The sequence below is a fragment of the Terriglobus roseus genome (assembly GCF_900105625.1).
GTDB lineage: Bacteria > Acidobacteriota > Terriglobia > Terriglobales > Acidobacteriaceae > Terriglobus > Terriglobus roseus_B.
Genome location: NZ_FNSD01000001.1, coordinates 3,203,049 through 3,225,956, shown reverse-complemented (window position 1 = coordinate 3,225,956; position 22,908 = coordinate 3,203,049). Strand labels below are relative to the sequence as shown.

The window sequence follows — 22,908 nt, the reverse complement described above, 5'->3', positions numbered from 1 at the left end:
ACATTCCCGCTCGCCGATGCGCTCCCCGAAGCAGATCACGACGAGTCGGCTTATCGGAATCTGCTCTGTCGGCTACGACTTTGAAAACGTCGTCGCAGCACGCTCGTCGTGGCGTTCGATGGCGAGTGCGATCAGACGGTCGATCAGTTCGCTGTAGCCGATGCCCGTGGCTTCCCACAGCTTGGGGTACATGCTGATGCTGGTGAAGCCGGGCATGGTGTTGATCTCATTCAGGAAGATCTTTGGTTCCTTCTTTGAGCCGGGTTCGACGGCTTCCATGAGGAAGTCGACGCGGGCCAGGCCGCTGCAGTCGCAGGACTTGAAGGCGGCGATGGCCATCGCCTGAATCTGCTTCGACTGTGCCTTGGTGATCTTCGCCGGGATGACCGGTTCGCTGGTGCTGGTGCTGTCGTACTTGCTGGCGTAGTCGTAGAATTCGCGGTCGGGCACGATCTCGCCGACGACGCTGGCGATGGGATCGTCATTGCCCAGCACGGCGATCTCAAGCTCGCGTGGCTTGCCCTTCCCCTTCAGCTTGCCGGTGCCGCTGACACCTTCTTCGATAACGATCTTGCGATCGAAGGACGCGGCCTCATCCATGGCCCTGGCAAGTTCGGCGCGTTCGCGCACCTTGCTGATGCCGACCGAGGAGCCGAGGTTTGCGGGCTTTACGAAAACCGGGTACTTCAGCTTGTCTTCGATGGTTTTGGTGCACTTCTTCGGATTGGCCTTCCACTCGCCGCGCAGAAGGGTGACGTGCTTCACGATGGGCAGGCCGGCCACGGCGAACATCTTCTTCATGGCGTCTTTGTCCATGCCCACTGAGGAGCCGAGAACACCCGAGCCGACGTAGGCAACGTCGGCAAGTTCGAGCATGCCCTGGATGGTGCCGTCTTCACCGAAGGTGCCGTGCAACACAGGGAAGACGACGTCGAGGCCGGCGGTGCCTGGTGCCTGCGAAGCGATGCTGGTGTCAGCCGCTTTCTTCTTTGTGGAGGTCTTACCGAGCTTCGGCGCGAAGTCGCCGCCAAGCATAGCGGTGGACGCTTCGGCGGGCAGCCACTGGCCGGTCTTGGCGATGCCCATGGGCACCACGTCGTACCTGCTCTTGTCGATGGCCAGCAGAATCGATGCGCCCGAGCGCAGCGACACCTCATGCTCGCCCGACTTGCCACCAAACAACACACCCACGCGCAGCTTCTTTGCCAACGGAATCTCCCCTTGCGCACGCGGCAACGCGCGTACGGCCATCCCTTGCATGGTAGCGTTTCGGACTCGGTGCTGTGGCGCCGGTGTACCGGTACGGGTACGGGGAGCAGGACAATGCTGACCTGAGGGGCTGCTGCAATTCCTCGTGACGCCTCGGCGGCGACTGGCCGCGTGACCCATTCTTCGACGGCTTCGTCGCGAAAGGGTGGGAAACCGAATCTCTTGGATACTCGGTCTCGTCGACTGAACTGCGAGTTCTTGAAATTGCTTTGGCTTATGCGTCCGTTGCGCTACTGTCCAAACATGCGATTCTTACCTGCTCTGCCCCGCGCCTTTGCCGCGTGCATCATCACGTCGGCCCTTGCGATTGCCTTTACGACCACCCTGCCGGCACAGACGGCTGAGGCCAAGGTGCAGGCGTTGAGTGAGACGTTCTGGGATTGGCGGGCGACGGAGCAGCCGTTTACCAATGACGACATTCCACGGCTCGCACGACCGGCGGGCTATGTCGGCCGGTGGTCCCCGAAGGATGTTGCCGGATATGAGGCTCGCATCGCGGAATTTGAAAAGCAGTGGCGCGCGCTGGATGTAAGCGCTGCGCCCGTGCCGGTGCAGGTGGACTATCGCCTGATCGGGTCAGCGATCGCACGTGTGCGCTGGGAACTTGAGGTCATTCCGGACTGGAAACGGAATCCGTTCTTCTATGTGGATCAGGGTCTGACGGCGACGTATACCCTGGCGCTGGAGAAAGCGCCGATCAGCACGGCGCGCCAGCATGAGATTGTTCTGCGGCTGGAGAGCATTCCACGCCTGCTGGACGAGGGCCGCTCCAACCTGACCGACATGCGTCAGCCGTATGCCGCAATCGCCATGGGAAACCTGGCGCAGATTGAAACCCGGATGGAGCGCTTTCGCGACGGCGTACACTCCGCGGCTGGTTTCAGCCCGGAAAATCTTGCCGCCTTCGACAAGGCCGAAGAGGCTGCCGCGAAGTCCCTTGTCGCCTACCGCGAGTGGCTGAAGCCACAGGTGGCAGGCATGAAGAAGGAGACGGCGGTGGGCCGCGAGGGCTACCTCTATTTCCTGCGGAACGTCGCTCTGCTGCCTTATACGCCGGAACAGATTCTTCAGGATGGCGAGATCGAGTTTCAGCGCGCCGTGGGCTTTGAGGCGCTGCAGCAGGCGGCGGATAAGGGCATGCCGGAATTGCCTGTTTACCCCTCGCTGGATGCCCAGATCGCGGATGAGAAGAAGCAGGAGCTTGCCATGCGCAAATACCTGACCGATCACGGCCTGCTGACCGGTGATCCTGCCGGTGTGAAGCACTACTACTATGTGCCGACGCCGCCCTACATTGGCGCGCTTGGCTTTCTGGGTGTCGAGGACGACCTGACGAACCCGATGCGGCTGAACGAGGACGGAAGCAGCTACAAGGGAACACCACGACTGGGCGGCTTCTGGGCCAACATCACCTCGCGCGATGTGCGGCCGCTGACCAACCATGAAGGCATGCCCGGCCACTACTTCCAGATGGCGTGGAGCATGCACCATCCGGACCCGGTGCGGCGCCACTACTATGACTCCGAGGCGCAGGAGGGCATCGGCTTCTACGCGGAAGAGATGATGATGATCGCCGGCCTGTACGAGAACACGCCGAAGATGAAGGAAGCTATCTACGCTCTGAACCGCCTGCGCACGCTGCGCGTCGCGGTGGATGTAAAGCTGGCTCTCGGTGAGTTCACGCAGCCGGAGGCACAGGCCTACATGACGAAAACCGTTCCAATGGATGAGGCGACGGCGCGCGACGAATCGTTCATGTTCGCCTGCACACCGGGCCAGGCCATCACCTACCAGATTGGCAAGATGGACATCCTGAAGGGCTTGACGATGGCGAAGCTGCAGCAGGGCGACAAGTTCAACCTGCAGGCGTACCAGGACTTCGTGTGGTTGAATGGCAGCGTTCCCTTCAGCCTGCAGCGCTGGGAGCTGCTGGGAGACAAGAGCGACGTTCCGGCGATCCCGGCTAGCTTTGCCTGGCGGGCTGGGACGAGCCCGATGAAGTCTCCGCAGTCTCGGAAGTAGCGCCACGCGTGGGCAGGAACAGCGTGAACTTTGTTCCGCTGCGGCCAGGGGCGGTGTTACTCATGAAGTCAAGTCTGCCGTTGTGACGTTGCACGATCTCCGCGCACAGCGCCAGCCCCAGCCCCGTTCCGCTGAGGCCTTTGGTCGTGAAGAATGGCTCCAGGATATGCGCACGGGCATCCTCAGGGATGCCCGTGCCGGAGTCTGCAACTTCCACGCAGGCGCCGCCTTCGCAGGGCAGCACTGCCACCCAGAGCAAGCCGCCATTTGGCATGGCATCCATCGCGTTGCTGACCAGGTTTGCGAAGACCTGGCGAATCTCTCCCGGCCGGCAGACTATCGCCGGTGCATTGGACGCCCAGTGCTTCTCGATCTTGATGCCGGCCTGCGTCAGACGCTTGTCGAAGACGACGAGGGCCGACTCAAACAGATCGGGCAGCTTTGTCTCCACCAGCGAGTTTCCGTTGCGATAGAACTTCAGCGTATGCGTTGTGATCTCCGCAATGCGGCGAATTTCAGTCTGCGCTGCCTGGATGTACGTCCGCTCCGTATCGCCGATCATTCCACTTTCCGCGAGGTACAGCAGGTTGGTCACGGCTTCCAGGGGATTGTTGATCTCGTGTGAGATGGTGGCAGCGATCTTGTTGGCAGTTACCAATCGTTCGGAGTTGCGGGCGGCTTCCTGCAGCGCGAAGCGCGCTTCATTGGCCAGACGCATCAGCCGAACCTTGTCGCGCTGAAAGACGACCAGAAGGCAGGCCATGAACAGCAATGAGTTGCCAACACCGATGCGGGCAAGTACTGGGCCGGAGAAAGATCCGGGCAGCGCAATACTGACGGCTCCAGCAGGCAGCATCATGGCGAGCATGCCGGTGTAGTGCATTCCGCAGATCGCAAGCCCGATCACAAGCGATGCGCCGGTCTGACGGGCGAGGCTGAGAGCTTCTGATTGACTCCGCTGCATCATGGCCATGGCGCCTAACGATGCCAGGACCGCAATCAGGAAGGAGAGGCCAACACCTGGCCAGCTCCACATGACGGGCTGCGTAAAATGCAGTGCACACATGCCCAGGTAATGCATGGTGCAGATGCCCAGCCCAACCAGCAATGCGCCGCCGATAAGGTTCCGCTGTGACGCGCCAGCTTGATGGCTGACGGTGATGTGCATCGCAAGCCACGACGACAAGATGGCGACCAGCACACTCAACACCGTCGGGAGGACCGTGTAATACAGCGGGAAGGGCGGCTGCCATGCAAGCATGCCGACGAAATGCATGGACCAGATGCCTAGTCCCAGCATCGCGCCACTGACAAAGGTCCACACCGCCGGGCGAGGACTGTCGCGCATGTGATCAATCGATTCAAATGCGACAAATCCTGCCAGCGTGGCGATGCTGAATGAGAACAGAATCGTCCAGGTGTCGAAGGTTCCAGGCAATGTGGTTCTGCTTTCTGTACACAGTGAGAGTGCGGCAGGTAGTAAGACGCGGCTTCGATTCTGCGAGCCGCACTGCTCTGTACCCCATCAGGGTTACAGGACTGTATACCTGCGCGTTATTCTTCAGTTCTGCCACAAATTGCGGTGAGGTTTTGAATGAATGCGTTGGCCCGGCCTTGTGCCGTCATGTCGATCTTGTCTTTGGCCGCAACCTGCTGGGCTCAGACACTGCCAACACCGCCGCCCGCACGCGCCCAGCATGCCATGGTGGTGAGCGTGCATCATGAAGCTTCCGACGCAGGCCTTGCCGTTCTAAAGCAGGGCGGCAACGCGGTGGATGCAGCCGTTGCAGTGGCCTTCGCGCTGGCCGTGGTCTTTCCCGAGGCGGGCAACATTGGCGGTGGCGGATTCATGCTGATCAAGCCGGCGCATGCCACAGGAGCGAAGAAGCTGGGCGATGGCAAGGCGCACTTCATCGACTATCGCGAAGAGGCACCGGCCACTGCAAGTCGTGACATGTACCTGGATAAAACCGGCAACGTCACCAAAGGCATGAGCATTCAGGGCTACGCAGCCAGTGGCGTACCTGGGACCGTTGCCGGTATGGCCTATGCAGAGCAGCACTTTGGGAAGCTGGGACTTAAAGCGGCGATGCAACCCGCTATCAGACTGGCGCGGGATGGCTTTGTGGGTACCGAGGAAGAGCTGAATGTATGGCACTCGGCACTGCTGAAGAAGAACGCTGAGGGCTACCGCATCTACCAGCGGAACGGCGACTTCTACAAGGCAGGCGAGGTCATCAGGCAGCCCGAACTGGCCGCGACGCTGGAGCGCATCGCCGCCGATCCGAATGAGTTTTATCACGGCCACATGGCCGACCAGATCGCGGCAGAGATGGCGTCCGGCGGCGGCACCATCACCAGGGCCGATCTGGAAGGCTACTCGGTAAAGGACCGCAAGCCGCTGATAGGTCATTATCACGGCTACGAAATCACGACGGCGCCTCCTCCGTCCTCCGGCGGTATCGTCCTGCTCGAAACCCTGGACATTCTCACGGGCTATGACCTGAAAAAGATGGGCGGCGACCGCTCTCCGGAACAGGTGCACCTGATCACAGAGGCCTTTCGCCGCGCATTTATGGATCGCAGTGATTACCTTGGCGATCCCGATTTCACAAAGATGCCCTTAAAAGAGATGAGCAATGGCAAGTACGCGAAGGCATGGCGCAAGACGATTGACCCGGTGAAGGCTAGCCTGTCGAAGGACCTGGTCCGGCCCGCGGGCTTCATGCCCGAACCTCCAAAACAGAAAGGCGTCACCGATCACACAGAGACGACGCATTTCTCCGTTGTGGATGCAGATGGTAACGCCGTCAGCAACACCTACACGCTTAACTTCTACTTCGGTTCCGGTGTGGTGGTGAAGGGTCTCGGCTTCGCAATGAATGACGAGATGGACGACTTCACCAGCAAAGTCGGCGTGCCCAACGGCTTTGGCCTCATCCAGGGACCGAACAACGCGATCGCACCGCACAAGCGGCCTCTCTCTGCGATGACCCCGACGGTGGTCACGAAGAAGGGCAAGCTTGTGCTCGTCGCTGGATCGCCGGGCGGACCGACCATCATCTCGACCGTGACCAACGACCTGATCAGCGTGCTGGATAACGGCCTGAATGTGCAGGAAGCAGCGGACGCTCCGCGCTTTCACAACCAGTACCTGCCGGACGAACTGCAGGTGGAGAAGCGCTTCCCAGCTGCCGCCGGCGAGGTGCTGAAGGCGGACGGCTACAACATCAAACGATCCGGCGAGTTCGACGAGCACAACCCCGGCATCTGGGGCGACAGCGAGTTGATCGCAGTCGATCCGAAGACAGGCGAACTGCTCGGCGGACATGACACCCGCAAGGGCTTTGGAAAGGCGAGCGGGTATTGAAGTTTGCCCTGTTCGGATCCAAATCGGGATTACTGATTTCGGCGAAGGGCAGTCGGTCGGTGTGGCATAGCTTTAGCTGTGCCAACATGGGTTCAGTCGGATGGTCGTGAGGGACGATGCTCGTTGATCGGAAGGGCTAAGCTTCAGCTGGGTCGACTGATGTTTTTGCTCGAAAGAGCACGCCTTCCTGAGTCAACATCGCTTCCGTTGGGCACGTTGCTCGTTGCACGGAAAGGCGCAGCTTCAGCTGGGTCGACTGATGTCTTTGATCGAAAGAGCACAGCTTCCTGCGTCAACATCGCTTCCATTGGGCACGCTGCTCGCTGCACGGAAAGGCACAGCTTTAGCTGTGCCAATACTCTTGTTCGAATCCCGGCTTTAGCCGCTGAGGTTGAGCTTTCGCGATGTCCGCGCCCACGAGGACCAGTCAGGAAGGTACATTTTTCGTGACCGCCGTATGCGCGGAACGGAAGCGGGTCTTCCAGAGGGACACCGCCGCGCAGCTGATGTTCGATGTCCTGCAGCATTACCGGTCCATCTACAAACTGCACGCCTTTGTCATCATGCCGGAGCATCTTCACGTCTTCCTGACTCCGACGGTTACGCTGGAGCGAGCGATGCAGTGCATCAAGGGCGGCTTCTCCAAGCGATATCACCATGCGGGTGGCAAGCATTCGCCGGTTTGGCAACGTGGCTTCGCGGATCATCGCGTGCGCGACCGTATCGATTACCTTGCACGGAAGACTTACCTCGAGCAGAATCCCGTGTCGCGACGGTTGGTCGAAGATCTCGGGGACTATCCGTGGTCGTCGGCGCATCGTAAGCAAGCTGACCTCAGCGGCTAAAGCCGGCTTTTTGTGGGGTCGTTGTGGCACAGCTTAAGCTGTGCCCTTCCGAGCGGATAGATCTACGCAATAAAGGTTATGTTCGAGCAGCTAAAGCTATGCGGATGCATCGTCGAAGCATTCGTCACCCGGATCGGCGGCGGTCAGGCGTCAGGATCGTCGGACGCTAAAGATGGTTTGTTGGGCCTTGGACGATGCCTCACCGAGCAAGCCGTTATCCTGATAGCGCACGCAAGGAGAACTGGCCATCGTTATTGCAACCTGGAATGTGAATTCGATCCGCGCGCGGATGACGCATGCGCTGGCTTTCCTTGAGACGCGCCAGCCGGATGTTCTGCTGCTGCAGGAGTTGAAGGGTCTCGAGTTCCCCGTGGAGGAATTTCGCGCCGTTGGCTATGAGTCGGTCGCCATTGGGCAGAAGAGTTACAACGGTGTCGCGATCCTTTCGCGGTTGCCGATTGAGATGGTCACGAACAAGCTCGCGGGGGATGACGAAGACACCCATGCGCGCTACCTCGAGACCATCCTCGATATGCCTACGAAGCTGCGCGTCGTGAACATCTACCTGCCGAACGGTAATCCTGTGGGCACGGAGAAATTCTTCTACAAGCTGGCGTGGATGGATCGGCTGATCCAGCAGATGATGGTTTGGAAAAACGATCCAATCCCGACGATCATTGGCGGCGACTTCAATGTGATTCCGGAAGACATCGATTGCGACAAGCCAGCGAACTGGTTGCGTGACGCGCTCTTTCAGCCGGAGCCCCGTGACCGTTATCGCGCAATGAAGGCGATGGGCTTTGTCGATGCATTCCGTGCGCTCTACCCCGATACCAGGGATGCGTTTACCTTTTGGGATTACTTCCGGCAGGCGTTTGAGCGCAATCGCGGCATCCGCATCGACCACTTTCTGCTGTCGCCGGGGCTTGCTCCGCGCCTGACCGCATGCGAGATCGACAAGACGCCGCGGGCCCAGGAGAAGCCGAGCGACCATACGCCGCTACTGGTAACCCTGGCGTAACGCGACGCGGCGTTGCATGTGTGCGCTCGAGTTCGTACACTTGCGAACCACAGGGGTATCGGCTTCATGATTCGTTCTCTCGCCATCGCTTCGGCAGCTGCATTCACTTCTTGTCTCGTCCTGAGCGCACAAAGCACGACCACTGTCGCTCCAGCACCAGCAGCAACCGCTGTGTCCGCACCGCAGCCGATCGACCCCGTTCTGACAAAGGATCCGGCGACGCTGACACCCGCCGAGATCAAGGGCCTGCAAACGAAGCTGGCAGACTTTGCGCAGCTTGCGCGCTATCGCGAAGAGAATAAAACTCTGGCGGCTACGGAGCCGGGTCGCGTTGTCTTTTATGGCGACAGCATCACGGACGGCTGGTCTCACCGCGATAAGACCGTCCCGTTCTTCCCCGGCAAGCCGTATATCAATCGCGGCATCGGGGGCCAGACCACGCCGCAGATGGTGATCCGCTTTCAGCAGGACGTGATCGCACTGAAGCCTGCAGCCGTCCTGATCCTTGCAGGCACCAACGACATTGCTGGCAACACCGGTATCGCGTCGGCCGAGAGCACGCAGGATAACCTGCGATCCATGGCGGAGCTGGCGAAGGCGCACGGCATCAAGGTCATCCTTGCCAGCGTGCTGCCCGCAGACGATTACCCATGGCGTCGCGGTCTTGGACCGGCAGAGAAAATTCGCACCATGAACGCGTGGATTCAGCAATACTGCGCGGCCAACGGCTTCACCTACCTGGACTACTACACGGCACTGGCGACACCGGCAGGTGGCATGAAGCCCGGCACCGCTCTCGACGGCGTGCACCCCACGGCAGCCGGGTACGCCATCATGGCGCCGCTGGCGCAGGCAGCCATCGACCGCACACTGCCTGCTCACTAGCCGCCGTTTCGAGCGTGCGGGGCGCGAACCATCGCTGATGCTCCGCTGCCCCGCCGTCCCTGCTATCGTTTTGGGTGATGATGAAGCGTTCCATCAGTACCCACGTGTTCTTGCAACAACGACTTCACGCAGGCCTGCTGGATGCGATGGTCGGCGCCGGCGCCCAGTCGATTGAGTTATTTGCGGCGCGCCACCACTTCGACTACGCCGACCGCACCGAGGTGAAGGAGCTGGCGAAGTGGTTTCGCAGCAACGACTGTCGCGCCACCCTGCACCAGCCCATCTTCGATGGCCGGGGCTCCAACTGGAGCAAGCACGTGCCACCGTCCATCAACTTGATTGATGTTGAGAAGACCCGCCGCATCGATGCGATGGATGAGGTCAAGCGCGCCCTGGAAGCAGCCGAGCAGATCGACATTGACAGCATGGTTCTGCACCTGGGAACAGCGAACGACACCTGGAACGAGCGCACGCTCGACATTTCGATGACTGCCGTCGAACACATCAAGGCATTTGCCGCACCGCTGGGTGTGAAGACGCTGATTGAGACCCTCCCCAACGACGTGACCACGCCCGAACACCTGATGGAGATGCTGCGCATCGGCCACCTGGATTCCGTGAACGTTTGCCTTGATGTGGGTCACATGAATCTGCATGGCATGGGTGGTGTTGCGGCAGCTTATGAGATCCTCGGCGACCGTATCAAGCAGTTGCATCTGCACGACAACGGCGGCGAGAAGGATGAGCATTGCTGGCCGGGCGAAGGAACCGTGAAGTGGGACGAGGTTCGGGCAGGCATTGCAGCGCTGAAGCAGCCTCCTACGGGCACACTGGAAATTCGCTACGAGCCTGAGATTGACGCGAAGTCCATGAGCGCGAACGCTGCGACGGCATTTCATATGCTGGAGCAGCCGGTAGGCCAGAAGTAGCTCCAGGGCGGTCAGCGGACAAAAAAATAATGGGCAACATGCTTGGCGCATGTTGCCCTTTTTTCTTTGCGCAGAGCAGATGCTCGCGCCCAAGATCTAAACTTCGCTGGTGCCGCTGAGGGTGGCGACAACGCACGGAAGAAGCAGCATGGTAAGAAAAGCAATTGCTACAAATAAGTCATGCATCCTGGTCTCCTGTTGCTTTGCCGGTGAGGTTCAGTGCCCTCTCCTGACAGACTTAGAATCGCCTGTTTGCCTTACTGCAACCATTGCCCAAAGGCGTGTCGCAAAATATCGTTCGTGTATCGGCGCCTACGCCTGTACGTTGCACCGCTAACACCTACGGGGCAGCGCCTGTTTTGCAACTGCCTGCGCGTCGCCGAGTGCGCAAACACCTGATAACACCATGCCCGCTGGCCCCGGTGGCAGTGCAGGAATACGCGCGGGAATACACTGAACAGTGTCATGAGCACCGAATCCAGCGCCCCCATCACGTCCATTGCAAACATCGGCACCCACGTCGGCCAGACAGTCACCGTGCGCGGCTGGCTGTACAACCTGCGCGCCAGCGGAAAGCTGCTGTTCCCTATCTTTCGCGATGGCACCGGGACCATCCAGGGCATTGTGCCGAAGGCTGCCGTATCGCCCGAAGTCTTCGAGACGCTGAAGGATCTGCAGCTTGAGTCGAGCCTGACCGTCACGGGCAAGGTGCGTGCCGATTCGCGCGCTCCCTCGGGCTTTGAGCTCGACGTCGAAGACGTGAAGGTGCAGCAGGCCGTGCGTGCTGACCAGCCCTTCCCCATCACGCTGAAGGAGCACGGTCCGGACTTCCTGATGGAGCATCGTCACCTGTGGATGCGCACGCCGCGCCAGTCGGCCATTCTGCGCGTCCGCGCGACCATCATGCGGGCGGCGGCAGAGTTCTTCGACGACCAGGACTTCACGCGCACCGATCCACCCATCCTGACACCTGCAGCCTGCGAAGGCACAAGCGAACTCTTCGAGATGAAGTACTTCGACGAAGGCAATGCCTACCTGACGCAAAGCGGCCAGCTCTATATCGAAGCCACGGCACTGGCTTTGGGTAAGGTGTACAGCTTCGGCCCCACCTTCCGCGCAGAGAAGAGCAAGACACGCCGCCACCTGACTGAGTTCTGGATGATCGAGCCGGAGGTCGCTTACGCCGACCTGGATGACCTGATGGTGCTGGCGGAGAACTTCCTGTCGCACATCGTCACACGCGTGCTGGAGAAGCACCGCATCGACCTGAAGACAATCACGGGCGCAGACGATAAGGCTGCAAGGCTTGAGAAGATCAGCGCACCCTTCCCGCGTGTGAGTTATGACGATGCGCACGCCATGCTGGAGAAGGCGTTCGCCGAAGGCCTGATCGAGAAGCCGCATGTCTATGGCGATGACTTCGGCGCGCCCGATGAGACCTACATCTCGAACCAGTTCGACCGGCCGGTGATGGTGCATCGCTACCCGGCGGAGGTGAAGGCTTTCTATATGCAGCCCGATCCGAAGGATCCCCGGAAGGCGCTCTGCGTGGACGTTCTGGCGCCCGAAGGCTATGGAGAAATCATCGGCGGATCGCAGCGCGTGGACGACTATGACCTGCTGAAGGAGCGCATCCTGTCGCATGGTCTGCCGCTGGAAGCATTTGAGTGGTACCTGGATCTGCGCAAGTATGGCAGCGTGCCGCACAGTGGCTTCGGTATGGGCATTGAGCGCTGCGTCGCGTGGATCTGCGGGCTGGATCACGTACGCGAAACAATTCCGTTCGCGCGGACGCTGAACCGGATCTACCCGTAGTTACCGGCCCAGGCGATTGATCCCGGCCGTGTTCCAGATGCGTTCCGCAGGCGTTTCGCGTGCAGCACGCAGCATGGCGCGGCCGACCGTTTGCGTGTCGGTTGCCAGCTTGGGGAAGCGGCCAAGCAGCGCTACCAGAGGCAAGAGCGCGCGATACAGCAGGTTGTAGATGGCCACCTTTGACCGGATGCCGTTCTTCGCCAGGATCAGTCCCGGTCGGAACATGTATGCCGCGCGAAATGGCATGGACAGCAGCGCATTTTCCGTTGCCCCCTTCACACGCGCCCACATCGTCTTACTGCGGACGTCGGTCCCTTCGCCTGAGACGTAGAGGAAGACCATGGCGGGGTTCTGCTTCGCCAGGACACGCGCCGCGGCCAGCGTCAGGTCGCGCGTAACGCGCTTGTAGGCGGCTTCTTTCATGCGGAACGACGAGACGCCCAGCGGGAAGAAGCACGCGTCGAAGCCGGTCAGTTCGCGGGCGATGGGCGTGAAGTCGAGGTCTGAAAAGACATCGGGCCGAACCAGTTCGCGCAGCTTTGGACTCTTACGGTCGACGGCCGTGTCGACCGATGCATCGAGCGCACTGCGGCTGACCGTGAGCACTTCAACCACTCCGGGGTCCAGCAGACACTCGCGGAGAATACCCTGGCCAACCATGCCACTGGCGCCGAAGATGACAACTCGCATGCGCAATCCGATGCGCTTGCGGGTTGGCAAGATTCCTTTTCCAGCCGGACGCTGGACCTCGGTGCTTATGCTGTCGTAGCGCGGACAATCTTTCCGGAATTGGGAACAGTGGTGCGGGATTTATAAGGACCGCGTTATGATCGCCTCTCGTCGGTGTCAGAGGTGCCACGTGCGTTTGTTTGCAGCGTTCCTAGTGGGTTTGTCCGTGTCGGTTTGTGTGGCGCAGACCGCGGTGAAGACAGAGAGCGGCGATCTTGCCGGTGTTCGCAGCGGCAATGTGCGCGCGTTCCTTGGAGTGCCGTTTGCCGCGCCACCTGTTGGCGACCTGCGCTGGAAGGCGCCGCGGCCCGTTGTTCGGAGCGCGACGCTGTTGCCGGCAGACAAGCCTGGTTCCGCGTGCATGCAGGTGCTGTCCCGCAGTCGACTGCCCTGGACGGAAGCCTTCATGGTGCAGAACAACGCCAGCGAGGACTGCCTGTCCGTCAATATTTGGGCGCCTGCAAAGGGCGGTCGGCATGCCGTACTCGTCTTCTTCCACGGCGGCGGCTTCAATGAAGGTTCCAACAGTGTCGCCGGTTATGACGGCACAACATTGGCCGAGCACGGCGTGATCGTCGTGGACGCGAACTACCGCCTGGGCGTCTTCGGCTACCTGGCCACGACTGCGTTAGCAGCTGAATCAGGCCATGACAGCGCCGGGAACTACGGCCTGGCTGACCAGATCGCGGCGCTCGGCTGGGTGCAACGAAACATCGCAGCCTTTGGCGGCGATCCGTCTCGTGTCACCATCGCGGGTCAGTCTGCCGGTGCGCAGAGTGTCGCGCAGCTGATCGCATCCCCGCGTGCAAAGGGCCTCTTCGCCCGCGCGATCATGAACAGCGGACCGCCGGTGTGGCCGGCGACATCGATCACACCTCTGCCCGAGGCTGAGGCTGCAGGCGACAGGTTCACGCACGCACACGGCGGCAGCCTGGCGGCCCTACGGGCGATGTCAGCGGAGGACCTGATGAATGCAAAGGACACTCCGCCGCGCAGGCCCGTGGTGGATGGATGGTGGCTGACCGAGGAGCCGGGCGATGACCTTCGCAGTCCCGTGGGCAGCGATGTGCCTGTCATCGCAGGCTGGAATGGCGATGAGGGCGGCACGACTGTGCCTAACGGCAAGACCGCTGAGGCTTATCGCGCGGACGCTGAGAAGAAGCTGGGCGCGGACGCGGCAAGATTCCTGAAGCTGTATCCCGGCAACGACGACGCGCAGGCAGCGAAGTCGCAGGTCGCTGCGGGCAGAGATCGCAACTACGCCGTGGCAGCCCTTTACGCTGACGCATACGTACGCCGACGCACTTCGGAGGTCTTTCTGTACGACTTCAGCCGGGTGCCGCCGTGGAAGGCGCATCCGGAGTTCGGTGCCCATCACACTGCAGAGATCCCGTACTTTTTCGGGACGCTGGACCGCGTGAAGGACCGTGACTACGATGCGACGGATCGTGCGGTCAGCCGAGAAGCTGTCATGGCCTGGGTCCACTTCGCGGAGACCGGCACGCCCGGACCGCCGTGGATCCCTGCACGCAATGGTGGCGGTCCGTTCAACGTGCTGGGCGACACGTTCAAGGTGGAGTCAAAGCTCGACAGCCTGCGTGCTACGTTCTGGAAGTCCGTTTTAAGCAGACCCTAGAAGCTGTCTCGGAGAACGTGCTGCGGCATACCAGGGGGCATATGCCCAGGATCCGGGGCACCCGCTCTGGCTGTGGGCGCGTCATACGGAATCTAGAACGTGGAGGCAATCAGCATGGCAGAGCGCGATGAAGACGATTTTGTGACAGTAGCAAGCTACTCGGAGGTGGGTGAGGCGGCCCTGGCGCAGAGCGTGCTGGACGGCGCGGGCGTGGACTCCTTCCTGAGCGGCGAAGAAGCGAACATCCTTCTGCCGATGAGCGGCGCACGCCTGCAGGTGAAGGTGTCGGACGTAGAGACAGCTCGCGAGCTTTTGAACACCGTACCGACTGTGACGGATGCAGATGGCGTGGATAGCGGCAGCTCCCGCGTGGGCGCGTCGCTGGCGGACAACGGTGACGATCTGTAACGGCTTCGCGATGGCGGGCACCCAGGCCGGTGTCCGCCGAGAGCGCCTAGAATCAAGCTATGAGTTCCCAAATAAAGCCACGCGAGAAGGCCGTCGTCTGCCTCTCTGGCGGGATGGATTCCACCGTCTGTGCAGCGCTGGCCGCCCGCGATTATGATGCCTATGCCCTGCACTTTTCGTACGGCCAACGGACGGAGGCGCGTGAGCTGCTCTCAGCCCGCGGCGTTGCGGAGGCATTGGGTTTCAAGCAGTTCCTGCCGCTGCGAATGGACCTGTTCCGTCAGATTGGCGGCTCGGCGCTGACGGATGCGTCCATTGCAGTTCCTGACGCTCCGGCTGAAGAGTCGGCCATCGGCGATGCCATTCCGGTGACCTATGTCCCGTTTCGCAATGCGCACTTCCTTTCTGCCGCGGTCAGTTGGGCTGAGGTGATCGGGGCAAAAGTGATCCTGATTGGCGCAGTCGAACAGGACAGCTCCGGCTATCCGGACTGTCGTCCGGCGTACTACGATGCCTTCAACGCGCTGATCCGGCAGGGCACCGCGGTGGGCGATATCCGGGTGGAAACACCGCTCATCCACATGAGAAAGCGTGAGATCGTGGCGCTGGGTGTTGAACTTGGTGCGCCGTTACATGTAAGTTGGTCCTGCTACTCAGGCGAGGATTTCGCCTGCGGCGTGTGCGAAAGCTGCGTGCTTCGGTTGCGGGCATTTCGGGAGGCCGGCACAACGGATCCCATACCCTACGCCCAAAGCTGACGTGCCGAAACAGGGCGCGACCGGCCCTGAACCGGGGCGCAACAAGGCCCACAAGATTGCGTTTGAACCCATGGGACGGCCGCTGCGCCGCCCAGCCAAGGAGTACGACATGAACCGCCGCTTCCTTTCCTCTACCGCACTGCTGGCACTGCTGTCGCCGGCCGCTCTTGTTCTTGCGCAGGCACCCGCACCGGGCAGCATCCATGGTCACGTGCAGAACGCTGCCGGCATGCCCCAGGCAACCGGCGATATCAAGCTGACGACCGACCGCAACTCGGATGCGAAGGCCCGCAAGTATCAGTACTCCTTCCCGGTCGACGCGAATGGCGACTTCAAGGGAACGGACATTGCTCCGGGCAAGTACATCCTCTTCTACATCGTCAAGGGCGATTCGGTCGATTACATCGACAACGTCGAGATCAAGAGTGGTGTTGACCTGGCGCAGAACGACGACATGACCCGCGAAGAGTTCGTGAAGGCCATGACGCCGGAGATGAAGAAGCAGATCGAAGAGTTCAAGAAGCAGAATGCAGCCACCATGGCCGCAAATAAGGCCGTCGGCAACATGAACGCGCTGCTGACCCAGGCTCGCGAGAATGAGAAGGCCGGCAAATTCGACGACGCCATCACGGAGATGCAGCAGGCAACGCAGCAGGGCCCGAACGAAGCCATCCTGTGGCTTGAACTGGGCAACGCGCAGCTTGGCGCAAAGAAGTATGACGATTCCGTCGTCTCCTTCCAGAAGGCCGCTGATCTGAACGCAGCCAGCAAGAAGCCGAACCCGGCTGTATCCGGCAGCGCGTACAACAACATGGGCCAGGCCCTGGTTGCCAACAAGAAGTCGCAGGAAGCACTTGCAGCGTATGACAAGGCTGCCCAGGCTGAGCCTGCAAAGGCTGCGACCTACTACTACAACGAGGCTGCCGTGATGTACAACGCCGGTGCCCATGACCAGAGCGCGCAGGCCGCCGACAAGGCCATCGCTGCCGATCCGACCAAGGCCGACGCCTACTACATCAAGGGCCAGAGCCTGATCGACAAGGCTTCGATCGACTCGAAGACGCAGAAGATGACGGCTCCGGAAGGCTGCCTCGAGGCCTATCTGAAGTACCTGGAGCTTGCTCCCACCGGCTCGCACGCTGCGGATGTCCAGGGCATTGTCAGCGCCTTCGACCAGAAGCAGGTATCGGACTTCAAGGCGAACGCCAAGAACAAGAAGAAGTAGTCAACAGCATCAGGAAGCAGAATGGCCCCGGAGTAATCCGGGGCCATTCTGTTTCGCGCACCCGTAACGGTGCCCGTATGTATGCCTGTTTCGGCGTTGAGGCCTTTGCCGCGATAGACTAAATCCCGTCATGGAAGAGAACACACTGGTCCCAGCGACCGCAGCGGAAGAGCGGCACGAGACCCTGCCGGAGTCCCTCGCGGGACTGGCCTACGTACTTGTCATCGGCCTGTTTGTGATGACGTTTCTCTTTCAGAACTTCGCCATCCCCTCCGGTTCCATGGAGAACACGCTGCTGATCGGCGACCATGTGGTCGTGGATCGCATCACGCTGGCACCGCGAACCGCCTGGATGCCGCTGGAACATCAGCGCCCGGTACAGCGCGGCGATGTGATCGTCTTCGTGAAGCCGAACACTGAAATCCCGGACATGATCCTGGTTAAGCGCGCCATCGGCCTGCCCGGCGACCGCATTCACCTGGAGCACGGCGTCCTGTATCGCAACGGCGAGCGCGTCAATGAGCCTCAGATCTCGATGCCCGATGGATCCGAAGGACACGAATACGAGACAGCACGCGACGACTTCCCGCGCGATCTGGAAGGCATCGCCGCAGCGGCCGCCAACAACAACGCTGCCGGCTGGTCGCTTGAGATTCGGAATCATGTGCAGAATGGCGAGCTGATCGTTCCTCCGAATTCAGTCTTCGCGATGGGCGACAACCGCCTGCAGAGTCTTGACAGCCGCTTCTGGGGCTTCGTGCCCATGCAGAACCTGATCGGCCGACCGATGTTCGTCTACTGGTCCTTCCTCACTCCGTCTGACCAGGAATTGAAGACCGGTGCAGGCAGTACGCTTGCGTGGATCGGCCATGAGGCGACGCACTTCTTCAGCGATACACGTTGGAAGCGGACCTTCCACCGGATACAGTAGGGCGCATGCAGAGCAGTACGCCCCAAGTGCACGACGAGGACGACCCGCTGTGGACGCCGATACGGAAACGCCGCGCTACCTACGCAGGCGCCGCCGTGGTGGTGCTGCTCCTGCTGGTGATTCTGCCGCCCTATATCTCGATCAGCCGCTATCAGCGGCGTGTGGCCGCCGCTATCTCCGGCGAGCTTGGCCGACCGGTGCACTTTTCCAGCATCCAGATGCACCTGCTGCCGCTGCCCGGACTCACGATCAAGTACCTGGTCGTCAGCGAACTGCCGGAGTTCGGCTCAGAGCCCGTGATGGTCTCCGACACGGTGGAAGCGCGGCTGCGCATCAGTTCGCTGTGGCGACGCCGGATCGAGGTCTCGCGGATCTCGATGGAGGCGCCCAGCATTAATCTGGTGCGCCGCACCGATACGGGCCGCTGGAATCTGCAGGGCATTGTGACGCAGGCGTCGCAGATCACCTCGGCACCCACGGCGCAGACCGCGGCCGGTGACGCTCCACGCTTCCCCTACATCGAGGCGACTGACGCCCGCTTCAACATCAAGAACGGCGATACCAAGATGCCGTTCAGCGTGAAGGAAGCCCAGTTCTCCCTATGGCTGCCGGAACCGGACGAATGGCACCTCCGCTTCAGCGGCAAGCCCGTCCGGACAGACACCGATGTGAGCGACGTCGGCCTGCTGAAGGTTGAGGCCACGCTGGGCAAAGGCACCAGCCTGCAGGCAGCGCCCATTGAACTACAGGCAAGCTGGAAGCCCACACCGCTGGGCGAGGCGGGCAAGCTGACTTTTGGTCACGACATGGGCTGGCGCGGCGAAGCATCTGCTGAGGCTTCGCTGAAGGGAACGCTGGCGCTGGCAAAGCTGACAGGCGATCTTCACCTGCTATCGCTGCGCCGTGCCGACTTTGTTCCCGAACATACCGCGGAGATCAACGCCCACTGCGAAGCGAACACGAATGGTCTGCTGGGCAGCCTGCATGAGATCAAGTGCGCGGTGCCGACCGATGAAGAAACCTCGATCTTCAGCGCCATGGAGTTTCTGCGCCGGACGGTGCCCAGCGGACATGACCTGCCGGATGCTTCGGCAAAGCCCGGCGTACTGCTGCTGCGTGGTGACGTGCCGGACGTGATGCATTGGCAGACGGTGAATTTGCAGGCTTCTCTAAAAAACGCCAAGGCGAATTACGCGCTGGCGTGGCTTCGCCTCTTCTCCAAGCGGATTCCGCGTGACGCTGGGCTTGGCGGAACGTTGGACCTTACAGCGTGGAAGGAAGACAACGGTTCGTCGAGCGATCGCTGGGGCGGCACGCTGGTCTGCGCCTGCACGCTGCCGCCGCCACCTGCCGCAAAGAGCGACACGACAGCAGGCAGCGAGACGGCCCCAACAAGCGTTACGAATCAGAAGGCCAACCGCTGGAACCTGGTGCTGACCTATGGCGCGCTGGGCGCACACGGGGACACACCTGCCGGCGCGATCGCCGTGAATGCCTACAGGCCATCTCCCACGGATGTGGGCACAGAGCCTGTCGTGGCAAAGTCCTATGGCGATGCAGCTGTGTCAGGCCAGCTGAGCCGGAACGGCTACACCCTCATCTACAGCACACGGGCCACCGCAGAACAGGCTGCCGCACTGCTGCCGCCACTGGGCGACGGCATGCCCACGCCCGACACCGGGACTGCACTTGAGGTCCAGCGCCCGTGGGGCGGTCCGCAGACATGGACCGCAGCAACACCCGCCAAGCCCGAACCACGTTCGCGCCGACGCCGTTAAAAACCGAGCTCCCGGCTGTCGCTATCGGGCAGGCGGAAGGTTTGTGATGGAACGGCGATGTGTCGTCGCGCGCGCTTCCGGCACAGAGCCGTCATTCACGACGACCTCCTGCGGATCCGCCTCAAACGGCACGCGGATCGTGGCGCGGCCATGAGCCGGAACACGCAGAGGCAGCGTGTTGGTCAGGTCGCCGGCGCGAACAGTAACGGGGACCTCAGCCTCTGTCTCACCGGCATTCTGAACCTCTACTGCTACGAGCCAGGAACCAACGGCCGGGGCGATGCGATCGCCGGGCGCGATGGGCTTGCGCTCCGCCTCGTACGTGGGGTCACCGACCTGCGGCACGGGTTCCGGGCCGATCGGGCCACCGACGGGCTTCTTTGCAGGCAGGTAGTCCACGGGGGCATTCCGCTCCACGCGACGCGGCGCGACGGTCACGATCGACAGGTCAGGCAGGCTATGCCCCGCGTCGATCCAGCTCCGGAAGAACCAGCCGAGATCGCGCTTGCCGGCAACCTGCTGCAGCATCTGCTCCATCGCAGTTGTCTCTGCTAGCGCAGCGCCGCCAGATGCGCCATCCGTTGACCGAATCTGACCTGTCGCGTCCGAGGGTGCCAGGCGCTGGCGCCAGCCGGAGATAGCCTGCTGCAGGCCACTGTCACCCAGCATGCCGCGCAGCATCTCAAAGACATACGCCGCACGGGCGCGGGCGCAGGCAGGATCGGCGCATGTCGCCAGGGGCGGAAGTGTCTGTGTCGTGAAGGCGTCCTGCGACGAAGAAGAGGTCGGCGACGGTAATGGAGCAGCCTGCGCCTGGAGCGCGGTGGCGTTGGAGGCAAGACCGTTGAGGGCGACGGCCCTGCCCTGCGACCGCTCCGACCAGACCGCCTGCAGGAACGTGGGAATGCCCTCGCGAAGCCATGCGGCCGCAACATCGGGCGGCAGCCACGCGGCAGCCACCGGCTGGACCAGCGTAGGCGCCAGAGCGGCAGCGGGCGCGGTTCCGAGTGGAGCCACTAGCAGCGTGCCATCGGAATAGCCAGCGGCACTTCGGATTGGCAGATCGATGACATCGATCGCGGACAGAGGCGCGGCGCCGAGCCATTCTGACATCATGGGTCGCAGGCGGGTGGCGGCCTCACCTAATGCAGCAACGGTATCCGCCCGGTCGGTGACTACGCGCAGCAGACCGTTCGCAGCCAGGTGCGGCGCAGCCTGCGCGATGAAGAGGGATGGCGTGTGCGGCCCCATTGCCGCGCGGGACCAGCTGGCCGTGACGACGCCGGCACCGTCCGCGGTGTTCCCTGCCGCAGCCTGGCTGCCGCCGAGGGGCCGCAGGACAGCTCGCTCTCCGGTGAAGAACGCTGCGTCCGGGCGGGTTCCGGTGTATTCCACCGTGAGATCCAGGCGGAAGGGACTGGCCGCGTCTGCGATGCGAGCGGCAGCGACGGACTGAGGCACCGCATCACCATTTCGAAGGAGCGCTGGTGCTGTCGTGACCGGATACCAAAGCACATCTCCCAGGCCGCGGAGACCGGTAAAGGTATCCGTGACGGTATCCCAGTCAGTTGATGCTGCACGACCGGCTGGTGCGCCCATGGCGGTCAGGCGGCCTGTGCTGGCGGTGATCGTCCCACCGTAATAGAGGTCCAGCGCAACCATCGCGCCCGGGCCCAGCGGCTCCGGCAGCGTCAGCAGCAGTTCCGTGCCGACGCCGGTGTGGTCCAGGTCATCCGCGATGTGGTGCTGCTCAAGCTTCAGCGGCGCATTCGCCGCTCGGGCGCTCTCCCACTGCAGGGCGCCGGAGACGCGCAGCGGCAGGCGTGTCATGGGCGAGGAACCGGTATTGCGGACCAGGAGCTGTGCGCGCGTCTCGATCTCGCCTGTGTGCGAGTTCAGATGGAGGTCAAGATAGGTGCGGGCGATCTGCGGTGCAGCCCGCTCGGCCACCGTCACGTTGGCCGACGCGGCAAGATCCGCAGCCGTGAGGACGATGGCTTCGGGGGCGTCCGTGCTGCTGGAAACTGCCTCTGCCGGAGCTTCTGTCACGATGACCGGAGGCGACTCGACTGCCGGTTCCTCCGGCGTGTCTGTTCGGCGCTTCAGCGAGCGCGGATGGCGGCTGCTGGTGGACACACCAGATTTGGGCTTGGGTTGGGTCGCAGGATCGGCTGCTGGAGCCGTTTGCGCAGGATCCTCGTCCGGCGGCGCCGGTGGCTCGTGCCGCTCAAATAGAACTTTGCCCTTGGGGAGCGGCGGCTGGGGATCGGCAGGAGGGGTCTGCTGCTGGGCACTGCAAGTCACTGTCGCCAGCGCCAACGCACCGAAGACGCGGGCGCTCCACATCCTGAACGGATGTGGGGACTTACGGGCGCACGTTGGAAATGTGGGAGAGTCCGTCATCGGATCCAGCGTCTCAGGGGCAAGACATGCGAGACCCGCTACCGCGTGATTTGGCTTACTTGGGGACATTTGCACCAGCGGACCTCGGCTCAGGAGCCCAGGCCCTTCCTTGGTTTGGACGGCTTGGGGTCAGCTTCGGCAGCGGCCGGGGTAGCGGCGTGCCGGCGCTGGCGTGCCGCCTCGTACATGACGACGGCTCCCGCGACGGAAACGTTCAACGAAGGCACGGCGCCCGCCATGGGGACGCGCAGCAGGAAATCGCAGGTGCGCTTGGTCAGGTCGTGCAGACCGGCGCCCTCGCGGCCCAGCACCAGCGCAATGTCGGCGTTGAAGTCGAACTGGTCGTAATCCATCGTCCCGCGCTCGTCGAGGCCGATGATCCAGATGTTCTGTTTTTTCAGGTCTTCCAGCGACCGGACCAGGTTGGTTACCTTCGCCACACGAACGTGTTCCGTTGCGCCCGCGCTCGCTTTGGCGACTGTCCCGGTAATGGACGCGGCGCGGCGCTCGGGGATCAGGACGCCATCAACACCGGCACCATCCGCTGTACGCAGCAGAGCGCCCAGGTTATGCGGGTCTTCGACACCGTCCAGCGCCAGCAGAAAGCGCTTGGTTGCGACGGGCTTTAGCAGGTCCTCAATGGTCAGTGCCTTGCGCTCCCGCAGAAAGGCGACGGCCCCACCATGATTTTCGCTGCGGCTCATCCGCTGCAGCTCTTCGCGGCTGGCTGAGCTCACGCGAATCTTCGAGGCGCGGCACAGGTCCGCCAGCGCCGCCACACGGGGGTTCGGCGCGCCGGACAGCACCGTAACGTGGTCCAGGTCTGCCGGCCGCATGCGGACGGCCTCAGTTACGGGATGAACACCGAAGATTATTTCCATCAG

18 protein-coding genes are annotated in these 22,908 nt (G+C 61.9%); 13 read left to right on the top strand and 5 right to left on the bottom strand.

Translation table 11 applies throughout. The features are described from left to right. Window positions 1-72: 72 nt before the first annotated feature. Window positions 73-1,251, bottom strand: coding sequence for a D-alanine--D-alanine ligase family protein (locus tag BLW03_RS13280; RefSeq protein ID WP_244502082.1), 1,179 nt, complete (start codon window positions 1,249-1,251; stop codon window positions 73-75). A 261-nt stretch (window positions 1,252-1,512) separates the two neighbouring features. On the opposite strand from BLW03_RS13280, the gene BLW03_RS13275 reads away from it, so the two are divergent. After that, a complete protein-coding gene (locus tag BLW03_RS13275) occupies window positions 1,513-3,291 on the top strand; it encodes a DUF885 family protein (protein WP_083350739.1) in 1,779 nt (592 codons plus the stop codon). Here BLW03_RS13275 and BLW03_RS13270 read toward each other — a convergent pair. Beyond that, window positions 3,233-4,729 (bottom strand): MHYT domain-containing protein, encoded by a 1,497-nt coding sequence (locus BLW03_RS13270; protein WP_074654511.1) that lies wholly within the window; start codon window positions 4,727-4,729, stop codon window positions 3,233-3,235. The genes BLW03_RS13275 and BLW03_RS13270 overlap by 59 nt on opposite strands. 186 nt (window positions 4,730-4,915) lie before the next feature. Here BLW03_RS13270 and ggt point away from each other — a divergent pair, with 186 nt between their 5' ends. The 6 genes from ggt (at window position 4,916) to asnS (ending at window position 12,156) form a co-directional block, all read left to right on the top strand. Then, the gene (gene ggt, locus BLW03_RS13265) at window positions 4,916-6,661 is read left to right on the top strand and encodes a gamma-glutamyltransferase (protein ID WP_244502081.1); all 1,746 of its coding nucleotides are present in this window, start codon (window positions 4,916-4,918) and stop codon (window positions 6,659-6,661) included. A gap of 404 nt (window positions 6,662-7,065) precedes the next feature. Beyond that, window positions 7,066-7,506 (top strand): REP-associated tyrosine transposase, encoded by a 441-nt coding sequence (locus tag BLW03_RS13260; protein WP_074654509.1) that lies wholly within the window; start codon window positions 7,066-7,068, stop codon window positions 7,504-7,506. A 241-nt stretch (window positions 7,507-7,747) separates the two neighbouring features. Next, window positions 7,748-8,527 carry an exodeoxyribonuclease III gene (xth, locus tag BLW03_RS13255; protein WP_348270856.1) on the top strand — a complete coding sequence of 260 codons (780 nt, stop codon included), beginning with the start codon at window positions 7,748-7,750 and terminating at the stop codon, window positions 8,525-8,527. Window positions 8,528-8,593: 66 nt separating this feature from the next. Then, a complete protein-coding gene (locus BLW03_RS13250; protein WP_074654507.1) occupies window positions 8,594-9,412 on the top strand; it encodes an SGNH/GDSL hydrolase family protein in 819 nt (272 codons plus the stop codon). Window positions 9,413-9,516: 104 nt separating this feature from the next. Next, window positions 9,517-10,341 (top strand): sugar phosphate isomerase/epimerase family protein, encoded by an 825-nt coding sequence (locus BLW03_RS13245; protein ID WP_244502206.1) that lies wholly within the window; start codon window positions 9,517-9,519, stop codon window positions 10,339-10,341. Between the two features lie 465 nt (window positions 10,342-10,806). After that, on the top strand, window positions 10,807-12,156 hold the full coding sequence (gene asnS, locus BLW03_RS13240) for an asparagine--tRNA ligase (protein WP_074654505.1): 1,350 nt from the start codon (window positions 10,807-10,809) through the stop codon (window positions 12,154-12,156). On the opposite strand, the gene BLW03_RS13235 is transcribed toward asnS, so the two are convergent. Next, the gene (locus BLW03_RS13235) at window positions 12,157-12,876 is read right to left on the bottom strand and encodes a Rossmann-fold NAD(P)-binding domain-containing protein (protein WP_244502079.1); all 720 of its coding nucleotides are present in this window, start codon (window positions 12,874-12,876) and stop codon (window positions 12,157-12,159) included. Window positions 12,877-13,015: 139 nt separating this feature from the next. Here BLW03_RS13235 and BLW03_RS13230 point away from each other — a divergent pair, with 139 nt between their 5' ends. From BLW03_RS13230 to BLW03_RS13205, 6 genes are all read left to right on the top strand, one after another. After that, window positions 13,016-14,521: a carboxylesterase/lipase family protein gene (locus tag BLW03_RS13230; protein ID WP_170835034.1), complete on the top strand. Its 1,506-nt coding sequence runs from the start codon at window positions 13,016-13,018 to the stop codon at window positions 14,519-14,521. A gap of 114 nt (window positions 14,522-14,635) precedes the next feature. Continuing rightward, window positions 14,636-14,929, top strand: coding sequence for a hypothetical protein (locus BLW03_RS13225; protein WP_074654503.1), 294 nt, complete (start codon window positions 14,636-14,638; stop codon window positions 14,927-14,929). Window positions 14,930-14,988: 59 nt separating this feature from the next. Then, window positions 14,989-15,687: a 7-cyano-7-deazaguanine synthase QueC gene (gene queC / locus BLW03_RS13220; RefSeq protein WP_074654502.1), complete on the top strand. Its 699-nt coding sequence runs from the start codon at window positions 14,989-14,991 to the stop codon at window positions 15,685-15,687. Between the two features lie 109 nt (window positions 15,688-15,796). After that, the gene (locus tag BLW03_RS13215) at window positions 15,797-16,912 is read left to right on the top strand and encodes a tetratricopeptide repeat protein (RefSeq protein WP_074656007.1); all 1,116 of its coding nucleotides are present in this window, start codon (window positions 15,797-15,799) and stop codon (window positions 16,910-16,912) included. 130 nt (window positions 16,913-17,042) lie between these two features. Next, complete coding sequence (gene lepB / locus BLW03_RS13210) at window positions 17,043-17,843, top strand: signal peptidase I (protein ID WP_074654501.1); 801 nt, start codon at window positions 17,043-17,045, stop codon at window positions 17,841-17,843. 5 nt (window positions 17,844-17,848) lie between these two features. Further along, window positions 17,849-19,621: an AsmA family protein gene (locus tag BLW03_RS13205; protein ID WP_074654500.1), complete on the top strand. Its 1,773-nt coding sequence runs from the start codon at window positions 17,849-17,851 to the stop codon at window positions 19,619-19,621. A 21-nt stretch (window positions 19,622-19,642) separates the two neighbouring features. Here BLW03_RS13205 and BLW03_RS13200 read toward each other — a convergent pair whose 3' ends face one another. Both BLW03_RS13200 and rlmB read right to left on the bottom strand, forming a co-directional pair. Continuing rightward, window positions 19,643-21,967: a gluzincin family metallopeptidase gene (locus tag BLW03_RS13200; protein ID WP_139285198.1), complete on the bottom strand. Its 2,325-nt coding sequence runs from the start codon at window positions 21,965-21,967 to the stop codon at window positions 19,643-19,645. 146 nt (window positions 21,968-22,113) lie between these two features. After that, the gene (gene rlmB, locus BLW03_RS13195) at window positions 22,114-22,905 is read right to left on the bottom strand and encodes a 23S rRNA (guanosine(2251)-2'-O)-methyltransferase RlmB (RefSeq protein WP_074654498.1); all 792 of its coding nucleotides are present in this window, start codon (window positions 22,903-22,905) and stop codon (window positions 22,114-22,116) included. Window positions 22,906-22,908 lie beyond the last annotated feature (3 nt).